General features: G+C 49.6%; 17 protein-coding genes. 9 read left to right on the forward strand and 8 right to left on the reverse strand.

Annotated features, from left to right (window positions below; all coding sequences use genetic code 11):
- Positions 1 to 31: 31 nt before the first annotated feature.
- On the reverse strand, positions 32 to 730 hold the full coding sequence (locus P8J86_03510) for a uracil-DNA glycosylase (protein MDG2053753.1): 699 nt from the start codon (positions 728 to 730) through the stop codon (positions 32 to 34).
- A complete protein-coding gene (locus P8J86_03515; GenBank protein ID MDG2053754.1) occupies positions 723 to 1,439 on the reverse strand; it encodes a hypothetical protein in 717 nt (238 codons plus the stop codon). The genes P8J86_03510 and P8J86_03515 overlap by 8 nt, the downstream gene beginning before the upstream one ends.
- 128 nt (positions 1,440 to 1,567) lie before the next feature.
- Between P8J86_03515 and P8J86_03520 the strand changes: the two genes are divergently transcribed.
- The 6 genes from P8J86_03520 to P8J86_03545 are packed head-to-tail and all read left to right on the forward strand — an operon-like array spanning position 1,568 to position 11,510.
- Positions 1,568 to 4,294, forward strand: a complete 2,727-nt coding sequence (locus tag P8J86_03520; GenBank protein ID MDG2053755.1) for a hypothetical protein — start codon at positions 1,568 to 1,570, stop codon at positions 4,292 to 4,294.
- Positions 4,295 to 4,334: 40 nt separating this feature from the next.
- Positions 4,335 to 7,853 carry a DUF115 domain-containing protein gene (locus tag P8J86_03525; protein ID MDG2053756.1) on the forward strand — a complete coding sequence of 1,173 codons (3,519 nt, stop codon included), beginning with the start codon at positions 4,335 to 4,337 and terminating at the stop codon, positions 7,851 to 7,853.
- A gap of 9 nt (positions 7,854 to 7,862) precedes the next feature.
- Positions 7,863 to 8,594, forward strand: a complete 732-nt coding sequence (locus tag P8J86_03530) for an acylneuraminate cytidylyltransferase family protein (protein ID MDG2053757.1) — start codon at positions 7,863 to 7,865, stop codon at positions 8,592 to 8,594.
- Complete coding sequence (locus P8J86_03535; GenBank protein ID MDG2053758.1) at positions 8,591 to 9,616, forward strand: N-acetylneuraminate synthase family protein; 1,026 nt, start codon at positions 8,591 to 8,593, stop codon at positions 9,614 to 9,616. The genes P8J86_03530 and P8J86_03535 overlap by 4 nt, the downstream gene beginning before the upstream one ends.
- Positions 9,613 to 10,725 (forward strand): UDP-N-acetylglucosamine 2-epimerase, encoded by a 1,113-nt coding sequence (neuC, locus tag P8J86_03540; GenBank protein MDG2053759.1) that lies wholly within the window; start codon positions 9,613 to 9,615, stop codon positions 10,723 to 10,725. The genes P8J86_03535 and neuC overlap by 4 nt, the downstream gene beginning before the upstream one ends.
- A gap of 17 nt (positions 10,726 to 10,742) precedes the next feature.
- Entirely contained in the window at positions 10,743 to 11,510 is a 768-nt protein-coding gene (locus P8J86_03545; protein ID MDG2053760.1) for an LON peptidase substrate-binding domain-containing protein, read from the forward strand.
- Positions 11,511 to 11,564: 54 nt separating this feature from the next.
- Here the strand turns inward: P8J86_03545 and P8J86_03550 are convergent, their stop codons facing one another.
- Positions 11,565 to 12,290, reverse strand: coding sequence for a peptidoglycan recognition family protein (locus P8J86_03550; protein ID MDG2053761.1), 726 nt, complete (start codon positions 12,288 to 12,290; stop codon positions 11,565 to 11,567).
- 293 nt (positions 12,291 to 12,583) lie between these two features.
- Between P8J86_03550 and P8J86_03555 the strand changes: the two genes are divergently transcribed.
- Positions 12,584 to 15,136, forward strand: a complete 2,553-nt coding sequence (locus tag P8J86_03555) for a DNA gyrase subunit B (protein ID MDG2053762.1) — start codon at positions 12,584 to 12,586, stop codon at positions 15,134 to 15,136.
- Positions 15,137 to 15,140: 4 nt separating this feature from the next.
- On the opposite strand, the gene queC is transcribed toward P8J86_03555, so the two are convergent.
- From queC to P8J86_03570, 3 genes are all read right to left on the reverse strand, one after another.
- Complete coding sequence (gene queC, locus P8J86_03560; GenBank protein ID MDG2053763.1) at positions 15,141 to 15,872, reverse strand: 7-cyano-7-deazaguanine synthase QueC; 732 nt, start codon at positions 15,870 to 15,872, stop codon at positions 15,141 to 15,143.
- Positions 15,869 to 17,317 carry an undecaprenyl-phosphate glucose phosphotransferase gene (locus P8J86_03565; protein MDG2053764.1) on the reverse strand — a complete coding sequence of 483 codons (1,449 nt, stop codon included), beginning with the start codon at positions 17,315 to 17,317 and terminating at the stop codon, positions 15,869 to 15,871. Before P8J86_03565 ends, queC begins: the two co-directional genes overlap by 4 nt.
- A 100-nt stretch (positions 17,318 to 17,417) precedes the next feature.
- Positions 17,418 to 18,377, reverse strand: a complete 960-nt coding sequence (locus P8J86_03570; protein ID MDG2053765.1) for a DnaJ C-terminal domain-containing protein — start codon at positions 18,375 to 18,377, stop codon at positions 17,418 to 17,420.
- Positions 18,378 to 18,493: 116 nt separating this feature from the next.
- On the opposite strand from P8J86_03570, the gene P8J86_03575 reads away from it, so the two are divergent.
- Together P8J86_03575 and P8J86_03580 are read left to right on the forward strand one after the other, a co-directional pair.
- The gene (locus P8J86_03575) at positions 18,494 to 19,591 is read left to right on the forward strand and encodes a twin-arginine translocase subunit TatC (protein ID MDG2053766.1); all 1,098 of its coding nucleotides are present in this window, start codon (positions 18,494 to 18,496) and stop codon (positions 19,589 to 19,591) included.
- Positions 19,581 to 20,054, forward strand: coding sequence for a nucleoside deaminase (locus tag P8J86_03580; protein ID MDG2053767.1), 474 nt, complete (start codon positions 19,581 to 19,583; stop codon positions 20,052 to 20,054). Before P8J86_03575 ends, P8J86_03580 begins: the two co-directional genes overlap by 11 nt.
- Here the strand turns inward: P8J86_03580 and P8J86_03585 are convergent.
- Positions 19,999 to 21,216 (reverse strand): tRNA pseudouridine(13) synthase TruD, encoded by a 1,218-nt coding sequence (locus P8J86_03585; protein MDG2053768.1) that lies wholly within the window; start codon positions 21,214 to 21,216, stop codon positions 19,999 to 20,001. The genes P8J86_03580 and P8J86_03585 overlap by 56 nt on opposite strands.
- 13 nt (positions 21,217 to 21,229) lie before the next feature.
- Complete coding sequence (locus P8J86_03590) at positions 21,230 to 21,682, reverse strand: bifunctional nuclease family protein (GenBank protein ID MDG2053769.1); 453 nt, start codon at positions 21,680 to 21,682, stop codon at positions 21,230 to 21,232.
- Between the last annotated feature and the right edge of the window lie 111 nt (positions 21,683 to 21,793).

Here is a 21,793-nt window from a genome sequence, read left to right on the forward strand (position 1 = left end):
TACTCCTCTAGACGGAGGAGTCACATAATCTTTATGCAAAGGCAAGGCTCTTGGCCTGCTCCAAGACCTGATCGAGCATGGCAGGGGTTAGCCGGCCTGTAAATGTATTCTGCTGACTTACGTGGTAGCACCCCAGGAGCGTGAGATCCCCCACTGAGACCTCAACGCCATGACCGAATTTGGGCGATGGCTTGGGAACATCAAATTCCTGACTTCGGCACCACCGGAGCATGGTGTTGAATGCAATTCCCCCGAGACAAAGGACCACCCGCGGCGCCAGAATTGAAATCTCTTCTGATAAATAATCTTGACAAGCAACCAGTTGGTTTTTGGTTGGCTTATTGCCCGGCGGCGCACAGCGAAGAGCAACACCAATGTAAACATCCTTAAGAATGAGACCATCATCGATATCAACACTGTGGGCTTGATTGGCTAATCCCACCCGGTGTAGGCCGTCAAAAAGAAAGTCTCCTGATCGATCACCTGTAAAGACGCGTCCAGTTCGGTTGGCGCCATGCGCACCAGGCGCTAGACCAACGATCAGAAGGTTGGCTCTTGGATCTCCAAAACCAGGAACAGGCCGAGACCAATATGAACAATCAGCATATGCTCGACGCTTCGTGTGACCAATCTCTGTGCAGTAAGACCGGAGCTCAGGGCACCGTTTGCATTCAATGATCACATCATTGAGTACTTGAAGCCTTTTGTCGGGTGAGATGCCTTTACTCATCTGCATGAGTCAGTGCCGGCTCGTCAAGCATTGGCACTAAGTTGATGCCACCATCCGCATCAACAGACAACTGGTACTCCTGGCCCGCCCGTACGCGCTTATAAGCAGCCTCGCCTTGAGCAACACGTACCCCCATCGCAGCAGCAATACGAGCATCTGTGGCCAATTGCCAAAAGTGCGACCAAATATCCTGCTGATAGGTGCCCAATTCACTCACTGAATATGCAGGAGGAATACCACCGGGCGTATCAATGCTGAGTCCCTCAATCGGTGCCATCTGGTCCGAGAAAACACGCCGCAGCAAGATCAGGGTGCGCCCCTGTAGAGGATGGCCGGTTGCAACCGCTTCCTCGGCAAATTTGACCGTCCATGTATCGATGTAGATCACATCGCTTGGAACAGTAAATTCCTGCCGAGCCAATTCGCTGCCATCTTCATCAAGCTCGATAAAGCGGAATGTGGTGCTATCGACTTGATCGAACTCGTCATAGGTCTGAGAGAGAATCTGTACCACACCGCACCGCTCATGCCGGCTGAGTCTTTCGATCATTTCGATCCGTAGATCAAGCTCTCTACTCAGCGATTGGTTCTGTTGGTTGAGTGCCTCGATCTGCTTCATCTGAGCGTCATAACGGAACCACCAGATACCGAATCCAATAATGATGCAGGCAATAATAATGGTTGAAGTACATCGAATAAGCGCAGACATGAGTCACCTTCCTGATAATGGGCTGTCCATTGCTGGTTCATAACGCGCCAAAAAGCCAGATTGACTTCTCTGATAGCGTTGCTCCAGCACAGCCCAGCTAAGTCTCATCGGCAAACATGTAGCGAGCTGTGCAATCGACCGATAATCATGGTGTGTATGCCCTTTGCCTCAATTCTCTGCTCGTCGCCCTGGTGGCCACCACAGCCCTGAACCCTGATCTATCAGCCCAGACTGGAATCGGGGTCGATTCAACGGCCCAGCCAGCCATCCGCCGCAGCCGAACCTTTGATTTTGAGGAAGCTGCCCAGCGGCCGGTGGCCTTCCCCGATTTCTTCTTCCGCCCTGGTCCAGACCAAGGCGCTGGCGCTCAGGGGTTCCCTCTCTTTGGAAGTATTGAGATCACTGAACAGACCAGCCACCTCGGGCACCATGCGCTGGCCTTTAGCCCTGATGGTCACTCAATGGCGGCACGACTCATGACTGGTGCCTGCCCGGTATTGCCAGGCACCGACTACCACGTCAGTGCTCACATACGCACAGAAGGTCTCAAACGTTCCAGAGCTCGAGTCGTTGCATGGCTACTTGATGAAAAAGGCACCGCCATCCCTGGCACACACCAAGAGAGTGAGCTGATCATCACCAAGGGAAATTGGGAAATTGCCTCGATCATTGTCCCGACCGATCATCCAGCCGCAATCGACCTGGTTCTAGAATTACAAGTCCTGCAACCTGCTCAATTGCTTCGCGACGACTCAGGCTTTGAAGAACCTGTTCTCGCTGACATTGGTGGGCAGGTTTGGTTTGACGATGTGGTTGTTGAACAGAAACCTCGCGTCTCAATATCAACATTAACACCCACCGGAATCTCGCTCGCCCCTGAGCAGCCACAACTGGTGATCCAAGTCGAAGATATGTCGGCCACACCACTTCATGGCGTGCTTCGTATCGCTGATCATCAAGGCCAGATTTTAGCGGCCATTGAACTAGAGAATCTTGGCAATGCGCCTGCACGCACACTCGCATTGCCGCTCTCTCGGTTTGGGTGGTTTCAGGCAACGCTTGAGCTCCATGAGCATGGCCGGATTCTCACGCAGAAGACTGTTAACCTGGCATGGTTACCTTCGATAAGTGACCACGAAAAGAACAATCGCCTCGGCGTGTCATGGTCTTCAACATTTACAGATACTCAAGAACGGTCGTATCTACAGTCAGCTATTTCGCTTATCAATGAGCTACCGGTTAAGACTGTGCAGATCCCAATTTGGCCATCAATTGCTCCATCTGAACAAGGCTCCATTCTGTTAGTGGACACTTTGATCGAGCGGCAACACACGCTCTTGCTAGTACTCGCTGAATTACCAGACGCATTAGCGCGCTCCCTTCAATTGAAAACAGATCAAGTTTTTGAAGCAATCACCGAGCGGTTTGCAGCATCTGAACCATTTCTCATCGATCTGATGATTAGTGCTGGCATTGAAAGCACTCGTTGGCAGGTCGGGGCATCAGATAGCCCGCGGGCAACAATGGCCTATATCGATAACGGCGCATTGCCAGATATGCCAACAGGACTGGATCGGTTGATACCCAATGCAACGATGTACTTACCATGGCCGGCAACATTGGCCCTACCTGATTTACCAGAGCAGGTCTCTTTAACCTTGACGTTAGATTCAAGTGTCAATCCCAATGACATTGGTAAAATTGCCGCACAGTGGAAAGAAAAAGCACCCGATGCGGTGGTTCTTATTGAAACAACGACACCCGGCGTGCGAGCAAACAATGGAATTCAGCAGCCCGCACAGATTGCACAACTGACCATGAACCTGTGGAGGTTTGGCCCCGCGACAATTCTGCTCGATCAGCCTTGGACAAAAGCAGCACCAAATCTGCGTCAAATGTCTCAACCTGATGCCACGTTCTGTGTTTGGCGCACGCTGGCTACTCAACTTACAAATCGCATCTTCGCCGGTCAGTTAGATCTCGCTGATGGTATTCACGCATGGGTTCTACAGGGACAGACACCAGCCGATGCGTGTTTAGTTTTATGGACAGACACGCATGACCCATGGTCCAGACAGACGGTCTCATTGTTATTAGGCATGGGCGATATGACCAGCACCGATCTCTTTGGCAACCGTTTTTCGGTACCGATGATCGATGGCGCTCATCTTGTAGAGATTGGACCAGAGCCGATCTTTATCGAAGGTATCGATGCATCGTTGCTGGATTTTGTGGCAACGATGGCTCTTACACCGAGTTTTGTGCCGGCAATTCATCGGGCCACTGAGATGGAATTAACCATTCGCAACCCTTGGAAAACAGCACTCATTGCCTCAATTGAATTGGAAGCTCCTGCAGGATGGCGTATCACTCCGAGAACAAGCTTTGTTAACCTGTCTCCAGCACAAGAAATCACGATTCCGATCGAAGCCGTCATCCCTGTCAATGTCACCTCTGGAACACATCTCATAGAGGCGCGTGCCGACCTGACAACCGATCGACATTATGAACTAAAACGATTGCTACCTATCCGAACAGGTCTTCCTGATGTCAGTGTCGCTGCCGCCACGCATACTGTGATTGGCCAAATGAACGATGTGGCTGTGCAGTTATCACTCGACAACCAATCTTCAAGCCTTAGAACTGTTCGAATTTCTACTGCCGGGCCTGGACTAAGACAGATCGCCCCAACGTCTCTCCAACTTGAACCCCACGGCATCACACACCATCGTCTTTTGGTTCCGGGTGGTTTTACTCCTGCAAACGATGGCACACTCTGGCTTATTCTCGAAGATGCTGATTCCAATGCTCGTCTCACAAAACCATTGGACTTGATCACTGCAGTGCAACCGTAACTTATGCGACTCGTTACCTAGACATCAGAAAGTCGTCAAAGTGCCCCCGCCTACGATCAATGACACGCTCGCTGCCAACCTTGCTTGTCTTGGTGACCGGAATGCCGACATCGCCAAGGCTATTGCACAGTCGCCTCCTTGTGAACACCTCGTCTTTGATGAATCTAAACAAGGCGATTTAACGGCCACGCGACAGGGACACCTTCTTGCCAGTCAACATCATCCAGTCAAGGAAGGGACCCAGTTCGTTGAAGATGTTGATTTAGCGGAACACGCCGCCTTCGTCATATGTGGTTTTGGATTGGGATACCATGTCCAAGCGCTCGCAAAACGACTTGGTCGAAAAGGTCTCATTATTGTATTTGAAAATGACCTTTCACTCTTGAGGGATGTCTTCTCTCGAATTGATCATTCTCAATGGCTTAAAGATTCACTCGTACTATTTGCCAACAATGCAAAAGATCGCGGCGAACTAGGCCGCCTTTTACATGGTGCTGATGGCATACTCGGACAAGGCGTGAATTTTATTGAGCACCCCTCAAGTCGTGCCCATCTTGGCACTGACACACTCCACTTCACTTCGATGATGACACAATATATTGGCACTGTTCGAACCACCCTTATGACCACGATGGTTAAAAGTGTTGATACAACCAGAAACCTACTTGGCAACATTGCTTGTTATGCCAATGCAAACAGTATCGAAGATCTTGCTGATGTAGCCAACGGAACCCTGGGCATTGTCGTATCTGCTGGCCCCAGCCTTCGCAAAAATATTGAGCTCTTACAAAACAAAGAGGTGCGCAGCCGTTTGGTCATCACAGCAGTCCAAACAGCGCTCAAGCCGTTACTCACTGCTGGTATCCGACCTGATTTTGTCACTGCACTGGATTACCATGAAATCTCCCGTCGGTTTTACGAAGATCTGCCTGCAGAGGACCTCGAGGATGTCACGCTCATCATTGATCCAAAAGTGCATCCCGGTGTAGCCGAGGCTTATCCAGGTCCAATCACATCACTCAAGAGCAACTTCCTTGAAGCAATCCTTCAAGAAGACGCACCAGGGCACCGCTCTTTGCCAGCAAGTGCGACGGTTGCACATCTGGCTTTTCTTGTAACCAAGTTTCTTGGATGTAATCCAATTGCGATGATTGGGCAGGATTTGGGATTTACGGATGGGCTCTACTACGCACCCGGTACTGCGATACATGATGTGTGGGCACCTGAGCTCAACACGTTCAACACCATTGAAATGATGGAGTGGGAGCGAATTGCCCGTCATCGCCAACACCTCAGCCAGATACCAAGTATCGATGGAGGCTCGCTTTACACAGATGGCCAAATGCTGGCCTACTTACATCAATTTGAACGGCTTTTCGAGGATGCAGAGCGCCAAGGCATTACCGTTATTGATGCAACTGAAGGTGGTGCACTCAAACAACACACAACCATCAAGCCACTGCAACAGGTTTTAGATGAACACGCCAATCTCGATCATCCACCACGACCAAAGCCAACGCCTGTATTGCAGCCCATTGACAACGCCAAAATAGTTGACCGACTCAAGTCACTCAGCGTCGATCTTATAACAATACGAGATACCGCAGATTCAACTCACACACTCGTTGAACAAATGCTTAACGATCAAGATGACTCCGCGCGTATGAAAGTGCATTTCTCACAACTCAACAAACTTCGCAAGACAATTGAGACACAAAAGCATGCTTTCGATCTACTCAGCCACCTTAATCAGTTAGGTGCGATGCAGCGCATGCGCGCAGATCGAAAAATTTCGCTTATGGAACAAAGCTCGCCATTACAATGCCAGCGAGCTCAGCTACTACGAGACCAGGCTAACGTCGCGTTGCTTCGTGAAGCTGCCCAGACACTCTGGACATTTATACAAAATACAATCGCTTGTATTAAGAGTGATCTGCCCTATACAGACAATGCTTGCCCAGCCATGCAGACCAACAATACCGAGGACACTGACCACACTTCTGTGGCAGCGCTAATACCAATCATAGATCAGGCAGATCTTGACCAGGCGATTAACGGCCAACCCGTACTTCAATTGACACTGGAACGCTTGGGACGTTCAAGCGAGCTTGATAAAATTATTGTGATCTCTAATCCCGGCTTGCCTATTCATGAAACCATTTCAACTCAGAACATTGACGTTCCAGTTGTGGTTGAACATGTCACAACCCCAATGCAAATCGATGCGGGCACTAAGTCAGCTCGTGTCTTTGCCAACTGGTGCTGGCGAGGCGGGCTTGGTGGAAATACCATCTACGACGAACTATTGCATGTCGATGCGATGTCCATGACACTGAAGAAACATGCTCTTCATGCTGGCGTTTTGGTGAATTACAGTTGGCCACTTGTAGACGTATCAAAGACATCTGGGATTGATGCTGTCGTGAACCGCTTTCGATCCAATGCTACAGAAAATCCTTTGGTCTTTACACAAGCACCTCCTGGCCTTGGGAATGCGCTTATCACAACTCATTTGTTAGACCAATATGCCAATCGTACGGGGGTTGGAATTGGCTCACTATTAGCGTATCGGCCAGCTGCTCCTCGACATGATCCAATTACTTCAGCAGCAAACGTACAAATAGATCACCGTCTCAGGCGCCCATTGCTTCGCGCTAGTTATGACACGGCACGAGGCAAAGCACTTATTGAACATGCACTATCACAACCGATCGATATTGATGATCCACTTCAAGTCGTAACAGCACTCACTGAGGCAGATCAGATGGTCGTTCACTGTCAGCCACAGCATGTCATTCTTGAGCTCACGACGCGCCGAGCTACTCAGATTCCGCATGATCCTGATACTTCTGCACTTCAACTCCAGCCAGATCTCACACTGGCTCTCGCTGAGCGGATTTTTGCTCAATTGGAGTCACCAGCTGATACTCAACTGACACTTGATGGGCGGGGCGACCCTCTCTTATTCGAAGATCTTGAAGCAGTCATTGCCATGGCTGTTGCGGCCGGTGTTGGTGGCATTCATATATGCACTGATCTACTCGATCCACCAGGCGCATCCAAGCGGCTACTCGCAGCTGATGTCGATGTCATTTCTATCAATCTCAATGCCAACACAAAAGTTGGTTACCGGAAAGCAATGGGTGTTGATCGTTTTGAAGAAGTGCTCGCCAATATTGATGAGCTTCTTTCTGGCCAAACATCGGTGGGACGGTGGCCAACACCTTGGGTCGTACCACGAATACGCCGCGATTCGTTCACTGTAGATCACATTGACGCTTTTTACGATACATGGATGACCCGATGTGGTGCCGCAATCATCGATCCAACCCCAACTCAGGTGAAAGATACTGCTCGAGTTCTTCTCACAACAACCCCCCCGCCATCCGTTCTCACTCATCGCGCTAAGCGAGAGATGACCATTCTCTGCGATGGGAGTGCTTATAAACGCGATGCAGCTGGCCAACTGCACTGCCTCGGATCAATTTTGACGGACTCACTGGCTTGGCTGCACCAACTGAATTCCATCAAGACTGATTCTAAACAGACCGTGTGGTAAAATCTGATCATGGATGAGAAAGATAGTGAGATTCTGGCAGTCATCATCGGGCGATCTGGCAGTAAGGGTGTTGCTTCTAAAAACACTCGCCTTGTCGCCGGCCTCCCCATGATTACACATACCATTGTCGATGCCCAACAAGCGCGACATATTGATCGCGTTATTGTCTCTACGGATGGCCCAGACATTGCAAGTGCTGCCAGAGATATGGGGATTGAAGTTATCACTCGACCCGCTGACCTCGCCACTGATGTGGCGACCGTCGCTGATACTGTTCGGCATGCCGTACAAGCCTCTGGACAAATGAGCCAGATCATCGTCATTTTGTACGCTAATGTGCCAGTGCGTCCAGATGATCTTATAGATCGAGCGGTGCACACACTCATTAACAGCGGCGCCGATTCAGTGCAGTCATACTCCGATGTTGGCAAGCATCATCCTTGGTGGATGGTTCAGCTAGACAGCGAAGGGCGCGTACAGGTCGAGTCCACAAAACCAATTGATAGACGACAAGACCTTCCACCACGTTTTCTACCTGATGGTGGTGTCATCGTTGTTACCAGACACAGCCTAATGACCCCAAAAAACGATCATCCGCATGCCTTTCTTGGGAATGATCGCCGTGGCATTATCTCACCACCTTCTTCGGTCTTAGATGTCGATAATGAAATTGATCTCGCTGTTGCAGAGGCGCTCCTTGCTCGCAAGCCACACAAAGACACTACTGAGGCGCTCTCGTGAAAATAGCTGATCGCACTATTGATCGTGACAGCAAGCCTTACATCATTGCTGAAATAGGCGTCAATCATGATGGCTGTTTGGAAGTTGCCCAAACACTCATAGAGAAAGCCGCACTTGCTGGCGCAGATGCCGTTAAGTTCCAAATCTTCGATGCTCAAACATTACTTTCATCAGCCGCGGGGTTAACAGAGGGGCAGATTCAAAGTGGAGAGCAAAATGCTCAAGAGATGTTACAACGACTCTCGCTTTCTTTTTCTGATCTTGATAAGGCAATTCAAACCGCACATGATCTCAACGTACATGCCATTGCCTCAGTTTTTTCAATGCAACTCGTTGATCTTTCTGCGCAACAAAATTGGGATGCCTTCAAGATTGCATCACCAGATCTCATCAACCACCCGCTGATCACTTCACTGACTCTCACCGGACGTCCTTTGTTTGTCAGCACTGGCGCATCAACGATGAAAGAGGTCCAAGCAGCTGCAAAGTTGATTGATATGCATCCTTACATTTTCATGCACTGCGTGAGCGCCTATCCCACACCTGACGAGCAAGCGCACTTGGGCGGCATCATCGCACTCGCTGAATACAATGATCAAGCCATTGGATATTCTGACCACACCACCAGCGTTGATACTGGTGGGTTAGCAATTGCGGCTGGCGCCTCAGTTCTCGAAAAGCACTTGACGCACGACCGACTCGCTGATGGACCAGATCATGCGATGAGCCTCGATTCATCCGCGTTACAAACGTACGTCTCTTTAGCACACAGAGCATATGACATGCTCGGCAATCGCATTAAAGAACCAGGGACTGTTGAGCTGGAGGTTCGCTCCCTTACTCGGCAATCATTAACATCAACCAGATCACTTTTGCAAGGAACCATCCTTCAAGCCGATGATGTCACACTCAAGCGGCCAGGAACTGGATTGCCACCTTCGGCGCTCAATCAAACAATTGGACGCCAACTCGCTGTCGATCTAAAGGCAGATGTCCCTATACAGGCGAGCGATCTCGCATGAGTACAAAACGATCGATTGTAGTGGTGACAGGCAGTCGAGCTGACTTTGCATTACTTCGTCCAGTCATGCATGCCATCAAAGATCACCAAGACTTATCGCTGCATGTCTTTGTTGTTGGTTCCCATTTGCTTGGGTCAAAACCAACGCTCAAAGAAGTTGAGGCCTGCTTCGATGTAGAACAGACCATCGAGATGCAAAAACCTGGTCCTGCGAACCGATTTCGAGATGCGGAAGCACTCGGCCGCGGCATCACCCAACTTGCCCGCGCCTTCCATCATTCATGCCCAGAGGTCGTCGTGGTGCTTGGCGATCGAATCGAAGCATTCGCAGCTGCCAGCAGTGCGGCCATCGCTGGCATTCGAGTCGCACACCTGCATGGTGGCGACCGTGCTGAGGGCGTTGCAGATGAGTCGATGCGTCATGCCATTTCAAAACTCGCTCATATTCACCTGACCGCTACCAAAAAATCTGCTCAGCGATTACAAGCCATGGGTGAAGATACAGATCGTATTCATGTGATTGGCTCACCGGCTATTGATGATCTACAGCATTTTCCCGCACTTAGTGATGATGACTTTGAACGGATAGGTGCACCAGAATTAATTTTTCTTTATCACCCAACGGGCCAGCCAGATTCGACTGAACGTGCCCGCGCCGCCTCAATACTCCAGACTGCAATGCGACATGGGCGAGTTTTGGCACTAGAGCCAAATTATGATGCCGGCCGTGATGGTGTCATGCAGGCTGCAACAGATTCGGACTGTCGGCTCATTGCCCATCTGCCTCGCCACGAATTCGTAGGGCTACTCAAGCGTGCACGTTGTCTCATCGGAAACTCGAGCGCCGGACTCATTGAATGCGCGGCCCTGGGTGTTTCCTGCATTAACGTAGGCCAACGTCAAAGTGGCCGAGAACGATCAACGAATGTAATCGATCTACCGGAAGCCGATGACGCAATGATGGATGCAGCCTTGCATTCTGTGAAGCAGGGTCCAACAAACAACCCAGAGCACCCTTTCGGGGCTGGCGAGGCTGGTAAACAGGCGGCTTCCATCTTGGCTTCATTTGATCTCATTAAGCACGCAGTCACAAAACGAAACACCTATTGACTCTGCTTTGATGGTTAATGATTGAATTGAAACAATTGCATAAATCAGTGGTTGCCAGGGGCAATAACCGGTCTATTATTCTGATAGTGACTAAGTCCATCAACATTAATTTCTCGCAGGGCTTCCCCGTGTTCCCACTCCCGGGCACGATTTTGCTGCCACATGCGATACAGCATTTGCATGTATCAGAACCCGCCCACTGTGACCTGATTGATTCCTGTTTCGAAACTGATGGGCAACTTGCTATCGCGTGTTTTTCGCCCGATCCCATTTCGATGTATGCAGAGACACCCAACATTCGACCAGCAGTCTGTATTGGGCAGATTATTCAACATCAAACAACAGACGAGGGAACGAGAGATGTTTTGCTTCATGGCATATGTCGCGCTCAGATCAATACCTTAATGGAGCCTAGTGCAAACCGTACCTTCTGCACTGCCGACCTTTCACCACTCGAAGAAATTGACAGCTTCCCCTCTCCGATGAGCGACGTGCGAGATCGGCTTCGCGAACTCCTCACAAGACATGGCCTGAGCCAACTAAAAAGTACGCAAGCTATTGTCGATTGGTTTGATAAAGAAGAGGTTACAACGCATGCGTTGCTTGAGCTGATTGGTTTTTCAATGATTCGTGACTTGGAAGTGCGATACGAGCTACTCGCAGAGGCCTCTCCGAAGCGCCGCGCCAATTTGATTTCAACAGAACTGTTACATCTCGATCAGCTCATCGCCGGCGCCCTTAATCAGCCATGGAAACAGTGGCCTAAGGGAATTTCCTGGAACTAAGGCGACAATACACGACAACGGAATTTACGATTGGGCTTACGAATAAGCTATTTATCAACTGCGCATCGAACTCATACAAGCTTGCAAAGAAGTACCGGGGCAACGTGTTGCAGCCCACTCTTGATGTGTCCGAACCTGCACCATCGACATTCGATAGTTTCTCAATATCTCGCCTAAGAACTGGCTAAGCCTTGCTCTCTGCGCTGAGTTAACCTGCTGTAAGTCATAGTTACCTAAAACAACAATTCCAATATTCCCAGGATTGTGGTTCTTCACATGCGCGCCCTGATAAGAAAGTGGGCGACAAGACCAAACACGACCAGCGGGATCAATGGCAAAGTGATATCCAATATCACCCCAGCCACGGCCTCGGTGGGCACGCCGAATGGTCTCTAGTCTACTTTGTGCACTGGCCGAATCGGAGGCATGAAATGCATCCATGCCATCATGATGAATGGTCACATACCTTGGAGGCGTCATGTTATTCATAAGACCCGGGACCGGATTCCCTTTGGCCCAATGCCCACGATTGATCATGCCATTAACACGGCCACTTGCCAGATTGGATTTGGCAGGCTGCGCCGGGCGTGGTTTATTTAATGCCCAGTCTGGCGAAGGTACTGCTTGAGCCAGTGGTTTACTCTTTGCGCAGCCAGCAAGTGTCGCCAAGCCAAGAAGTGCCACGAATGCGCGTCGAGAGGTCCCTGGTTGGAATCCTGGAAAATGCTCATTTCCCGTCGATGGATCCGAAAGACCCTTTGGCTGATCTGCATGTGGCATGTGGTACTCCGTTACGCTCCACTTCCTGGCCTTAAGGGCTCCTTAGGAGCCCTTTGTCAGAATATCCAGGTGATTGAAATAGCCGCTGCTTACGTCCGATCAACCCGTGTATCGACTTGCGAACAACCAGTACTCCAGTATACCCCTGGCCTGGCTTTTCGCCGGTCAAAAATCACCTCCAAAATAGGTCCTCTTTGATGGTCTCAGAAGACCCTGTTTCACACACTTTCAGCCCCCTCGCACCTATAATGGGAGGTCTCGAAACTTCTATTATTTCGGGCCTGGAATTCTTCATGACGAACGCTGAAAACAAATCATCCAATACAATTACTGAGCTGTCGGGCGAATACACCGCTGATTCGATCCAAGTACTTGAAGGTCTTGAAGCTATTCGCAAAAGACCTGGTATGTATGTGGGTGGATCTGGGTTACCCGCTTTGCATCATCTCGTCTACGAGTGTGTTGACAACGCTATTGACGAAGTGATGGCTGGGCACGCCACTCTTATTAATGTGCGTTTAGGCGTCGATGGTTCGTGCACTGTGATTGATGATGGCCGGGGCATGCCACTTGATCCAATGAAGCACGAGAACCCCACTATTAATGGTCGACCTGCCGTCGAGGTCATCTTGACTGAAGTGCATGCTGGTGGGAAGTTTGATGACAATGCCTACAAGGTATCGGGTGGCCTGCATGGTGTTGGCGTTAAGTGCGTCAATGCTTTATCCGAATGGACCGAAGTTGAGGTCATTAAAGACGGAAAAATTAACCTCATTTCGTTTGCTCGTGGTGACCTTATCAAACCACTTCATGTGGTTGAAAATTCTGATACAGCAATAGTAGAAGATTCGAAGACAACGGGAACACGCATCAGTTTCCTACCCGACTCAACAATTTTTGATGATTCAGTCTTCCGCTACGAGATGTTACAACACCGCCTGCGTGAACTCGCGTTCTTGAATCCTGGTGTGCGCATTGTGCTTACTGACGAACGAGTCGATCAAGACGGTGAAACACGTACAGATGATTTCCACTATGAGAACGGTTTGCTTGGTTATGTTGAGTATCTGAATCGCTCCAAAACAACAGTTGGATCGATTATTCGGATCGCTCGAATCGATGAAAAAAACGGCGTCACCGCAGAAGTTGCGATGCAATACACAGACGCAACCAATGAAGTTTTATTAGCCTTTGGCAACAACATTATCAATCCAGATGGCGGCACACATGTGGCTGGCTTCAAGACATCTTTAACACGCGTCATCAATAATTATGCCAAGCGTAACAATCTACTCAAGAATCTAACTCCAACAGGCGAAGATCTCCGCGAAGGCCTCACCGCTATCGTGTCGGTAAAACTACCTAATCCACAGTTCAACAATCAAACAAAAGAGAAGTTGCTGAATCCAGAGGTCGAAGGATTTGTCAGTGCTGCATTGACAGAACAATTTGGGGCATGGCTAGAAGAGAATCCAACAGAAGCCAGAAAACTATGCAACAAAGCAATTATTGCCGCAGAAGCGAGAGAAGCAGCCCGTCGAGCACGTGAGTTAATTAAGCGTAAAGGCGCACTTGAATCTGGGGGACTTCCACAGAAGCTTGCTGATTGTGTCACGAATGACGTAGACCGCTCTGAGCTGTTCATTGTGGAAGGCGATTCTGCTGGCGGCTCTGCCAAGGGCGGACGAGATCATGACACGCAGGCCATTTTGCCGCTGAAAGGCAAAATTCTTAACGTCGAGAAGGCACGCCTTGACCGTGTTTTAGCCTTTGACGAAATTCGAATACTGATCCAAGCATTACAGTGCGGCATTGGCGAAGACTTCGACATCTCTAAGCTTCGGTATGGACGCGTCATTATCATGACAGATGCTGATGTTGACGGCTCACATATTCGTACGCTTCTTTTGACCTTCTTTTTCCGTCAAATGAACGAACTGATACGGCAAGGCAAGGTTTACATTGCACAGCCACCTCTTTATCAGGTTTCACGAAAAAATAAAGCTGAATACGTTCTCAACGAATCTGAAATGATGCGGTTTGTCACCGAAAAAGCTATTTCTCAAGCCTCTCTTATCATTCGTGATAGCGACGATCTTGATGCACACAAACTTGAGGGCGACGATCTCCGGAAAGTCGTACAGGATATAACACGACTCATCGAACTGGTCACTGTGGCGGAAAGACGCGGCATGCACTTCGCTGACTTGCTCTCGTCGAGAGATGATGACCCTGATAGTCAAAATCGACTACCTCGGTACAGATTGGCTTGGTCAGATGGATCAGCTCTCTGCTGGAATGATGCCCAGGCCAAGGAAATCATGGACCGCTCTAATCTGGTACTTGAAGACTTGTCACAAGAAGCAACAGACGCACCAACCGATAGCAAATTAGCCATCCTTCGGGAACTTCATGAAAACCGAGAACTCGATGTCATCTTCGAGCGACTTGCAGCGTTCAACATTGAAATCTCTGACTACCACCTTGTTCAAGAAGAATCGGTCACTGGCGAACGCTTGCCCACACGCTATGCATGGGCGATCAAAGGCTCTGGCGATGAAGTCGACATGCTCGAGGCGGCCAATATTCCAGACATACTTGAGACACTTCGAAAAGTTGCCAGCCGCGGCGTAGATGTCAAAAGGTTCAAGGGTCTTGGTGAAATGAATCCTGAAGAGCTTTGGGACACCACTATGGATCCAGCATCGCGCACCCTGCTTCGTGTGACATGGGACTCTGCGTCCGAAGCCGAGCAGTTGTTTACCACACTCATGGGCGAACATGTAGAAAGCCGAAGGCAGTACATCGAAGACCATGCGCTAGAAGTCAAGAATCTTGACATTTAGTAAATCATGCATGGAAACGTAGTAGAGCCGGATCATTGATACCGAGCTCTCTAAAACCCTGTGCTCTCAAGAGACAAGCATCACAACTTCCGCAAGGCCGACCGTCTTTTTCTGGATCGTAGCAACTGATGGTGATTCCATAATCAACACCATGCTCAAGCCCCAAAGCGATGATTTCGCTCTTCTTAAGATCAAGTAACGGCGCATGAACTTGAATTGGCTTGCCACCTACGCCAGCTCTCGTTGCCACTGCTGCAAGTTCATTAAAAGCCTTAACAAAGGCTGGACGGCAATCTGGATAGCCCGAAAAGTCAATCGCATTGACACCTATGAATATATCGCTGGCACCCATTGTCTCGGCAAAGGCCATCGCAAGGCTCAGTAGCACTGTATTTCGAGCAGGGACATATGTCACTGGAATCGTGTCATCAATTTCATCTGTTGAATTGTGCTTAGGAACATCGATTGCCGCAGTTAATGCTGAACCACCAAAGCGGTCGAGCTCTACGCCAACACGAACAAGCTCTACAGCGCCCTGCTTATCTACAACGCGTGCCGCGGCTTCAAGTTCGATTTGATGTCGCTGGCCATATTCCACAGATAGCGCGTGGCATACGAACCCCATTTTCATCGCTATTGCAAGCACTGTTGCAGAATCAAGCCCGCCAGAAAGCAGCACAACTGCATGCCGATTATTCGCTATTTCATCTTCACTGCTTGGAATAATATTATTCATATCGCATTGGAATTTATGAAGCCGCGGAAGACGGTCATCCAAAGAATCCGAACATCAAACAGAGGCGTCCAGTTTGCGACGTAGTAGAGGTCATACTGCAGACGTTTACGTAGGCTGGAGTTACCTCGTAGGCCATTGACTTGTGCCCAGCCGGTCATCCCGCTCTTAACATGGTGACGAAGCATGTAGCCCTGCCAGTCATCACGAAATCCGAGTATTAACTCAGGGCGCTCAGGCCGGGGGCCAACAAGCGACATATGTCCGCTAAGAACATTGAATAGCTGGGGAAGCTCGTCGAGACTGGTCTTTCGAAGCAACTTGCCAATCGTCGTAATGCGATCATCATTCGCTCGTGTCCATGCCAATTCTCCGCGCCCAGCATCTCGACTCGACTGACTACTCGCGTCTGTCTCATTCATCGTTCTGAATTTGAGAATATTAAATCGCTTCCCATTCATGCTCATTCGCTCTTGGCGGAAGAAGATTGGGCCGCCCGAAAAGCGGATGCATGCTGCGATAACCAACATTGGCAAAGCAAATATAGCTAATGCTAAAACGCCGCCAACCAGATCAATCACTCGTTTCGTAATAGCACCCCAGCCAGCCAACGGTGACTCTCGCACAGACAGAATCGGCATGCCGTCAAGATCACTAATCGACATATTCAAAGGCATATGCTTTGGATTAACGTCCGGCACCACCCGAACGTCGAAGGAATAGCGGCTCAGGCTGGAAAGCAGCTCAGGAATATCAGCCCCTTGCTTTGCCGGGACCGCGATGAGAATGCCTGAGATTGTGGCATCACCGAGGACCTCATCGAGTGACTTAATCGAACCCATGACAGGCAAACCCATACATTGTGTTCGCAGATTTTCTTCTTGATGACTAATGAAGAACAGTGGCGTAAGTCCGGTCCAAGTGTTTTGTCGAAGATTGTAGCACACAGATTGACCCAAACGTCCTGTGCCAATAATCGCCACATGCCGCAGATTCCAACCCCGCCGGCGTAAGTAACGTAGAGAAACACGAAAGACATAACGCCAGGAAAGCAGTAATAACCAAACAGCCAATCCAAAGATCAACCACTGAACACGGCTGGGATCAATTGACCCAAAGAGCACTTTGCTAAAGAAACTGATGAATGCAATAGAAAGAGCAACGCCAATAACACACGCTCTCGTGACGCTCGCCGCTTCTCGGTAGAATGCCTGGTCGCGGCGTGGGCGGTACAAACCAGCCCAAACCATCGCAATGAACATCATGGGGATAGCGCCTACGACTGGAATCGCGTCGGTGCCGTAGGACCAATTTGCCCCCGTCGGAGGCACAGCGCTCGCGAGTAAGTCAAAACGAATAAAGTAGGTACTCACAGCTGCAACGGCCACGACACAAAGATCAATAGCCATTAAGACATTCCGGAATAACGTATTGTGTCGCTGCAGCATTTTTTATTCGTTGACCAGTTGGTCTTGGCATCCCTGAGGTTTTGGATCACTGCTGAAAAATTGAACAGACTGCCAAACGCTCATAAAAGAGTGCAGCGAACTAAGCAGATTGCCCCCATAGTGTCGATTCCCGCGGATTTTGCAACTCTTTACCAAGCTGCTCAAGCCCTAGACGCGCCTCATCACTAAGTGATTTGGGAGCCACAATCTGTATTACCGCGTAGAAATCCCCTGAAGTACCTTTAGGCGATTTTATGCCTTGTCCCTTCACACGCAACTTCTGACCGCTTGTAGAGCCTGCTGGAACTTTCAAATCAACCGACCCTTGCAATAGTGGCACTGTTACTGAACATCCCAATGCCGCCTCACTAATGCTAATCGGTACATCCAAAAGAATGTCCAGCCCATTACGCCGAAAGTAGGGATGAGCACCAATAGTAATTGCTAGGAGCAAATCTCCTGCATCACCACCAGATTGACCCGGGTTACCGTGCCCCCGCAATCGAAGTTTCCCATTGGATTCAATACCCGCAGGAATCGTGACCGTAATCGTCTGTCGCTGCCCATCGGCTTGCTCCAGTGCAATCTCTTCCTTGCCTCCCAGTACCGCTGTCTGAAAACTAATGTTCATTGGCAGTTTAAGATCACTACCTCTTACTGGCCCTTGTTGCGCCCGGCGACCTTGAGGTGCACCTGCACCAAAACCACCGACACCAGAACCGCCGCCAAACATCTCTGAGAAAATACTCTCTAGATCTTCTGAACTTACATTCGAGGAAACACCTGCACTGCCTGGCCAACCACCTGGCCCACCTGCCCCACGTGGTCCACCGACTCCAACACCGCTACTTCCGAAGCGGTCATAGGCCTTCCGTTTTTCCGCATCAGAAAGTACGTCATACGCCTCCTGAATCTCAGAAAACTTCGTGGCCGCATCATCAGCCTTGTTGACGTCAGGGTGGTACTTCCTCGCCAGCTTGCGATAGGCTTTACGGATCTCATCTGCTGAGGCACCGCTGGTCAGTCCCAGAAGTTGGTAATAGTTGCTTGAATCAGACATGGTTCGTCCCTGTGCTCCAAAAAAGGCATCGCTATGGTATCGCAGGCGGGCCATTTTCGCCGCTGCTTGGCTGATTCGGTACTATCGCCCAAGTTGGCAGTACCCGATGAGAGCTCATGAGCAATATGACCACCGATCCACACCATCCTAAAGCAAAAAAGCCACCGAACGGGGCTGTTGCGGCTGATCCGAATGTGATCCGCATGAGCTTTGGTGATCATCTCGATGAACTTCGTAAACGGTTGCTACTGGCCATAATGGCCCCCATACCCCTGTTCATCATTGTCTTCATTTTCAGCGATGACATCATCGACTGGTTCCTCCTTCCACTCTACGCCGCACTTGAGGAAGCAGATTTACCGAAAGCAGTACAGGTACTGACACCACCTGAGTTCCTGCTCACCCAAATGAAAGTCGGATTCATCGGCGCGCTGATCCTCTCTTGTCCATGGTTATTTTGGCAAGCATGGTTATTCATTCGCCCAGGCTTGTTTCCCCATGAGCGAAGATTTGTTTACCTTTTGCTCCCAGGGAGTTGCATTCTGAGTATTGGTGGCATCGCCCTGATGTATTTCGCAATGTTGCCACTAATGCTGCGTGTCCTCATTCTATTTGGAGCTGCGTTAAACCCAAGCCCTGTTTTAGTTAACGAGGCTGTTGAGTCAGTGACCACGAGCGACTTAACAAAACTGGCTGTGGTTGAGCAAATGCCAGAGGCCGTAACGGTTGGTGATGCATGGGTGAAGATGCCTGAGCGACTTCTTCAGATTGCCCTACCGCAAACTGGGTCAGACGGAAGTACCAACGAGCTATTGATCGTTTCGGTGCCTCTGCCACAAGGATCGACTGCTATTGAGCAGCAGTTCAGACTCGCGGATTACATTAGTTTCGTTCTTGTCCTGATGCTTGGCATCTGTATTGCTTTTCAAATGCCTTTGGTCGTGATGCTTTTAGGTTGGCTCAACATCGCCTCGGCCTCCTGGTTTAAGAAACGCCGAAAGTATGCCCTCTTAGTTTGTGCGATTACCTCTGCAATTCTCACACCAGCAGATGCAATATCAATGTTCCTGATGCTGATACCTCTTTATGGTCTTTATGAATTTGGAATTGTCTTACTACAGATACTGCCTGCTCATCGAGTGATCAGTGGCAAGTTCTTTGGAAGCGTAGCCAATACCACTTCAGACGATGAGGATGAGACCGGTGACAAGTAATGCGGAAAGCATCACGACATTCGATCTAGCCATGATGGAGCGGGCAATTGAACTTGGCCGGCAAGGCAGTCTCAAGGGTGAGATTCCCGTGGGCGCGGTGGTCTACCGCGACCAAGAGATCATTTCTGAAGCTCACAATCTTCGTGAAACAATGCATGATCCAAGTGCTCATGCTGAACGTCTCGCGATCACTGAAGCTGGCCAGAAGCTCAAAACCTGGCGACTCACCGACTGTTCGTTGGCGGTCACGCTTGAGCCGTGCCCCATGTGCGCGGGTCTACTGGTGAATGCTCGACTTCATCGCCTTGTTTATGGTGCCACCGATCCAAAAGCTGGTGCCTGCGACACGCTCTATAACATACCAAGCGATAAAAGGCTTAATCATGCTGTAGAAGTATATGGTGGGATCATGGCTGATCAATGTGCAGATCTTCTGCGTTCTTTTTTCTTGGAGCGCCGGTAATTGCTCGAAGAACAACCGTTGCATAGCTACCTGGCGGTAATTCAAATGACAGCCCAATGAGTTTTCCATGTTCATCTTCAGATGCGTCAGCAGTTGCCCGTCCAACAGCAACCCGAAGTGGACGACGGGCACCAGAAACCGATCGCCCCAATTTGCTAAATTGCTCTGGAATCAGTGCAAATTCTTTTAGGCACCCTCGTTCAATTTCATCAATGAGTTCGCCGCATCTTGTCATCCGACTTCCCCACATAGGTCCACTTGGAGAAATTTCAAAATCAGCAAGTCGTTTCGCAATCTGCGGGTCTTGTAAAGTCTCGCCAGTCACAGCAAAGACACTCCCACCCTCATGCTTCCAAGCGAGATCCCCCTCATAGAGCCTGATAAGCGAATTCTCACAAACACGCCGCTCTAGAACCCGATTAAAAACTGCCGACTGGAGCGAGCTTATCCAGAATTGGCGTGTCTGCTGACCAAGGCGAGCCACAATCTGACCTGCACTTTTTCCTTTCTCGAGCCAGTTTGCTGCAAGCCTCTCAGGACTGTGAATCGGCCACTGTTCAATATCTTCAGATTCTGTAAGCAAACGCACTAACTGAGTTGAGTCCTTTGTAATCAAAGCTCTTCCCAACAAGTGGTTGATTCCACGGGCGCCAAATCGCTGTTCATCAAAATAGTTTGGTAGGCCATTGGCAACCATTGATGCCAAAAGATTTCTTATCTGCGATACGTCTTCAAGTTCTATCCCACGAAGCCGAATATAAAACCGATTGCCCCTGAGATGACCTAGACGAAGCTTATTGACATGCCGGGTTACTTCAAGAAACGCAATGGCCTCATGATGGGGTTCCAGTGTGCTTGGGTCTTTGTGTAGATGAACCGAAACCCACTGTCTCGTAACTGCTTTTTTATCCTTTCGCCCTGCCGTTCCAATTGCCTGACGAGGCACATTAAATTGACGCATAAGCGCCCCCACCATCGCCTCATGGCTCAGATTGGTTTTCTCAACTTGAAGATAGAGATGTTCGCCCTCACCTTTGGCTTCATAGAGCGGCAATTCCTCGACTATAAAGTCACTTGGACGTTGCTTAAAAACACCACCAATAGGCTCACCATCGGACGCAACATCACTTGGCCTATGACTCTGCTTTTTTTGTTGTTCCATCACAACGCCTGCGCTACCAGTCGCCCTCATCTTCATCGATGTCAATCTCGAAGGGAGGCTCTTCACCCTTTTCCGCTTCAATCTGGTCAAGGACATGTTCAGCCACATAGATAGGTACGCCTTCCGAAACACCCAATGCGATTGCATCTGAGGGGCGAGAGTCAATCTCGACAACCTCTCCTTCGTGTTTCAAGCGAATTTGCGCAAAGAACGTTCCATCATTAAGGTCATTAATGTGGATGTCATGCAGCTGGGCACCAAGGAACTTGATGGTGGAGGCCAGAAGATCGTGCGTTTGGGGCCTGGGAATTTTAATGCCCTTGAGCCGCCGCTCAATCGCGAACGCCTCTGGGAGCCCAATAACAATAGGGAACGTACGTTCCCCACCAATCTCACTGAGCTCAATGATCTGTATATCTGCCATCTCACGAATGAGAATGCGAGAAAGTTCCATCTGCACCGGCATTTCTATAACTCCTCACGGGTGAAAGATCATAGTAGCCATGATGCGAGGCGGAAGTGTCTTTCGAGCTAGATTCCTAATAAGACAAAGATCAAAGAGCCGCCCAAGACAGGT

Source organism: Phycisphaerales bacterium (genome assembly GCA_029268515.1).
Taxonomy (GTDB): Bacteria; Planctomycetota; Phycisphaerae; order Phycisphaerales; family SM1A02; genus JAQWNP01.

Bases quoted from the DNA above. Each gene is read 5' to 3' on its own strand.
- P8J86_03510 (MDG2053753.1), bottom strand. From the start codon at position 730: ATGAGTAAAGGCATCTCACCCGACAAAAGGCTTCAAGTACTCAATGAT.
- P8J86_03515 (MDG2053754.1), bottom strand. From the start codon at position 1,439: ATGTCTGCGCTTATTCGATGTACTTCAACCATTATTATTGCCTGCATC.
- P8J86_03530 (MDG2053757.1), top strand. From the start codon at position 7,863: ATGGATGAGAAAGATAGTGAGATTCTGGCAGTCATCATCGGGCGATCT.
- neuC (MDG2053759.1), top strand. From the start codon at position 9,613: ATGAGTACAAAACGATCGATTGTAGTGGTGACAGGCAGTCGAGCTGAC.
- P8J86_03545 (MDG2053760.1), top strand. From the start codon at position 10,743: ATGATTGAATTGAAACAATTGCATAAATCAGTGGTTGCCAGGGGCAAT.
- P8J86_03550 (MDG2053761.1), bottom strand. From the start codon at position 12,290: ATGCCACATGCAGATCAGCCAAAGGGTCTTTCGGATCCATCGACGGGA.
- P8J86_03555 (MDG2053762.1), top strand. From the start codon at position 12,584: ATGACGAACGCTGAAAACAAATCATCCAATACAATTACTGAGCTGTCG.
- queC (MDG2053763.1), bottom strand. From the start codon at position 15,872: ATGAATAATATTATTCCAAGCAGTGAAGATGAAATAGCGAATAATCGG.
- P8J86_03565 (MDG2053764.1), bottom strand. From the start codon at position 17,317: ATGCTGCAGCGACACAATACGTTATTCCGGAATGTCTTAATGGCTATT.
- P8J86_03570 (MDG2053765.1), bottom strand. From the start codon at position 18,377: ATGTCTGATTCAAGCAACTATTACCAACTTCTGGGACTGACCAGCGGT.
- P8J86_03575 (MDG2053766.1), top strand. From the start codon at position 18,494: ATGAGCAATATGACCACCGATCCACACCATCCTAAAGCAAAAAAGCCA.
- P8J86_03585 (MDG2053768.1), bottom strand. From the start codon at position 21,216: ATGGAACAACAAAAAAAGCAGAGTCATAGGCCAAGTGATGTTGCGTCC.
- P8J86_03590 (MDG2053769.1), bottom strand. From the start codon at position 21,682: ATGCCGGTGCAGATGGAACTTTCTCGCATTCTCATTCGTGAGATGGCA.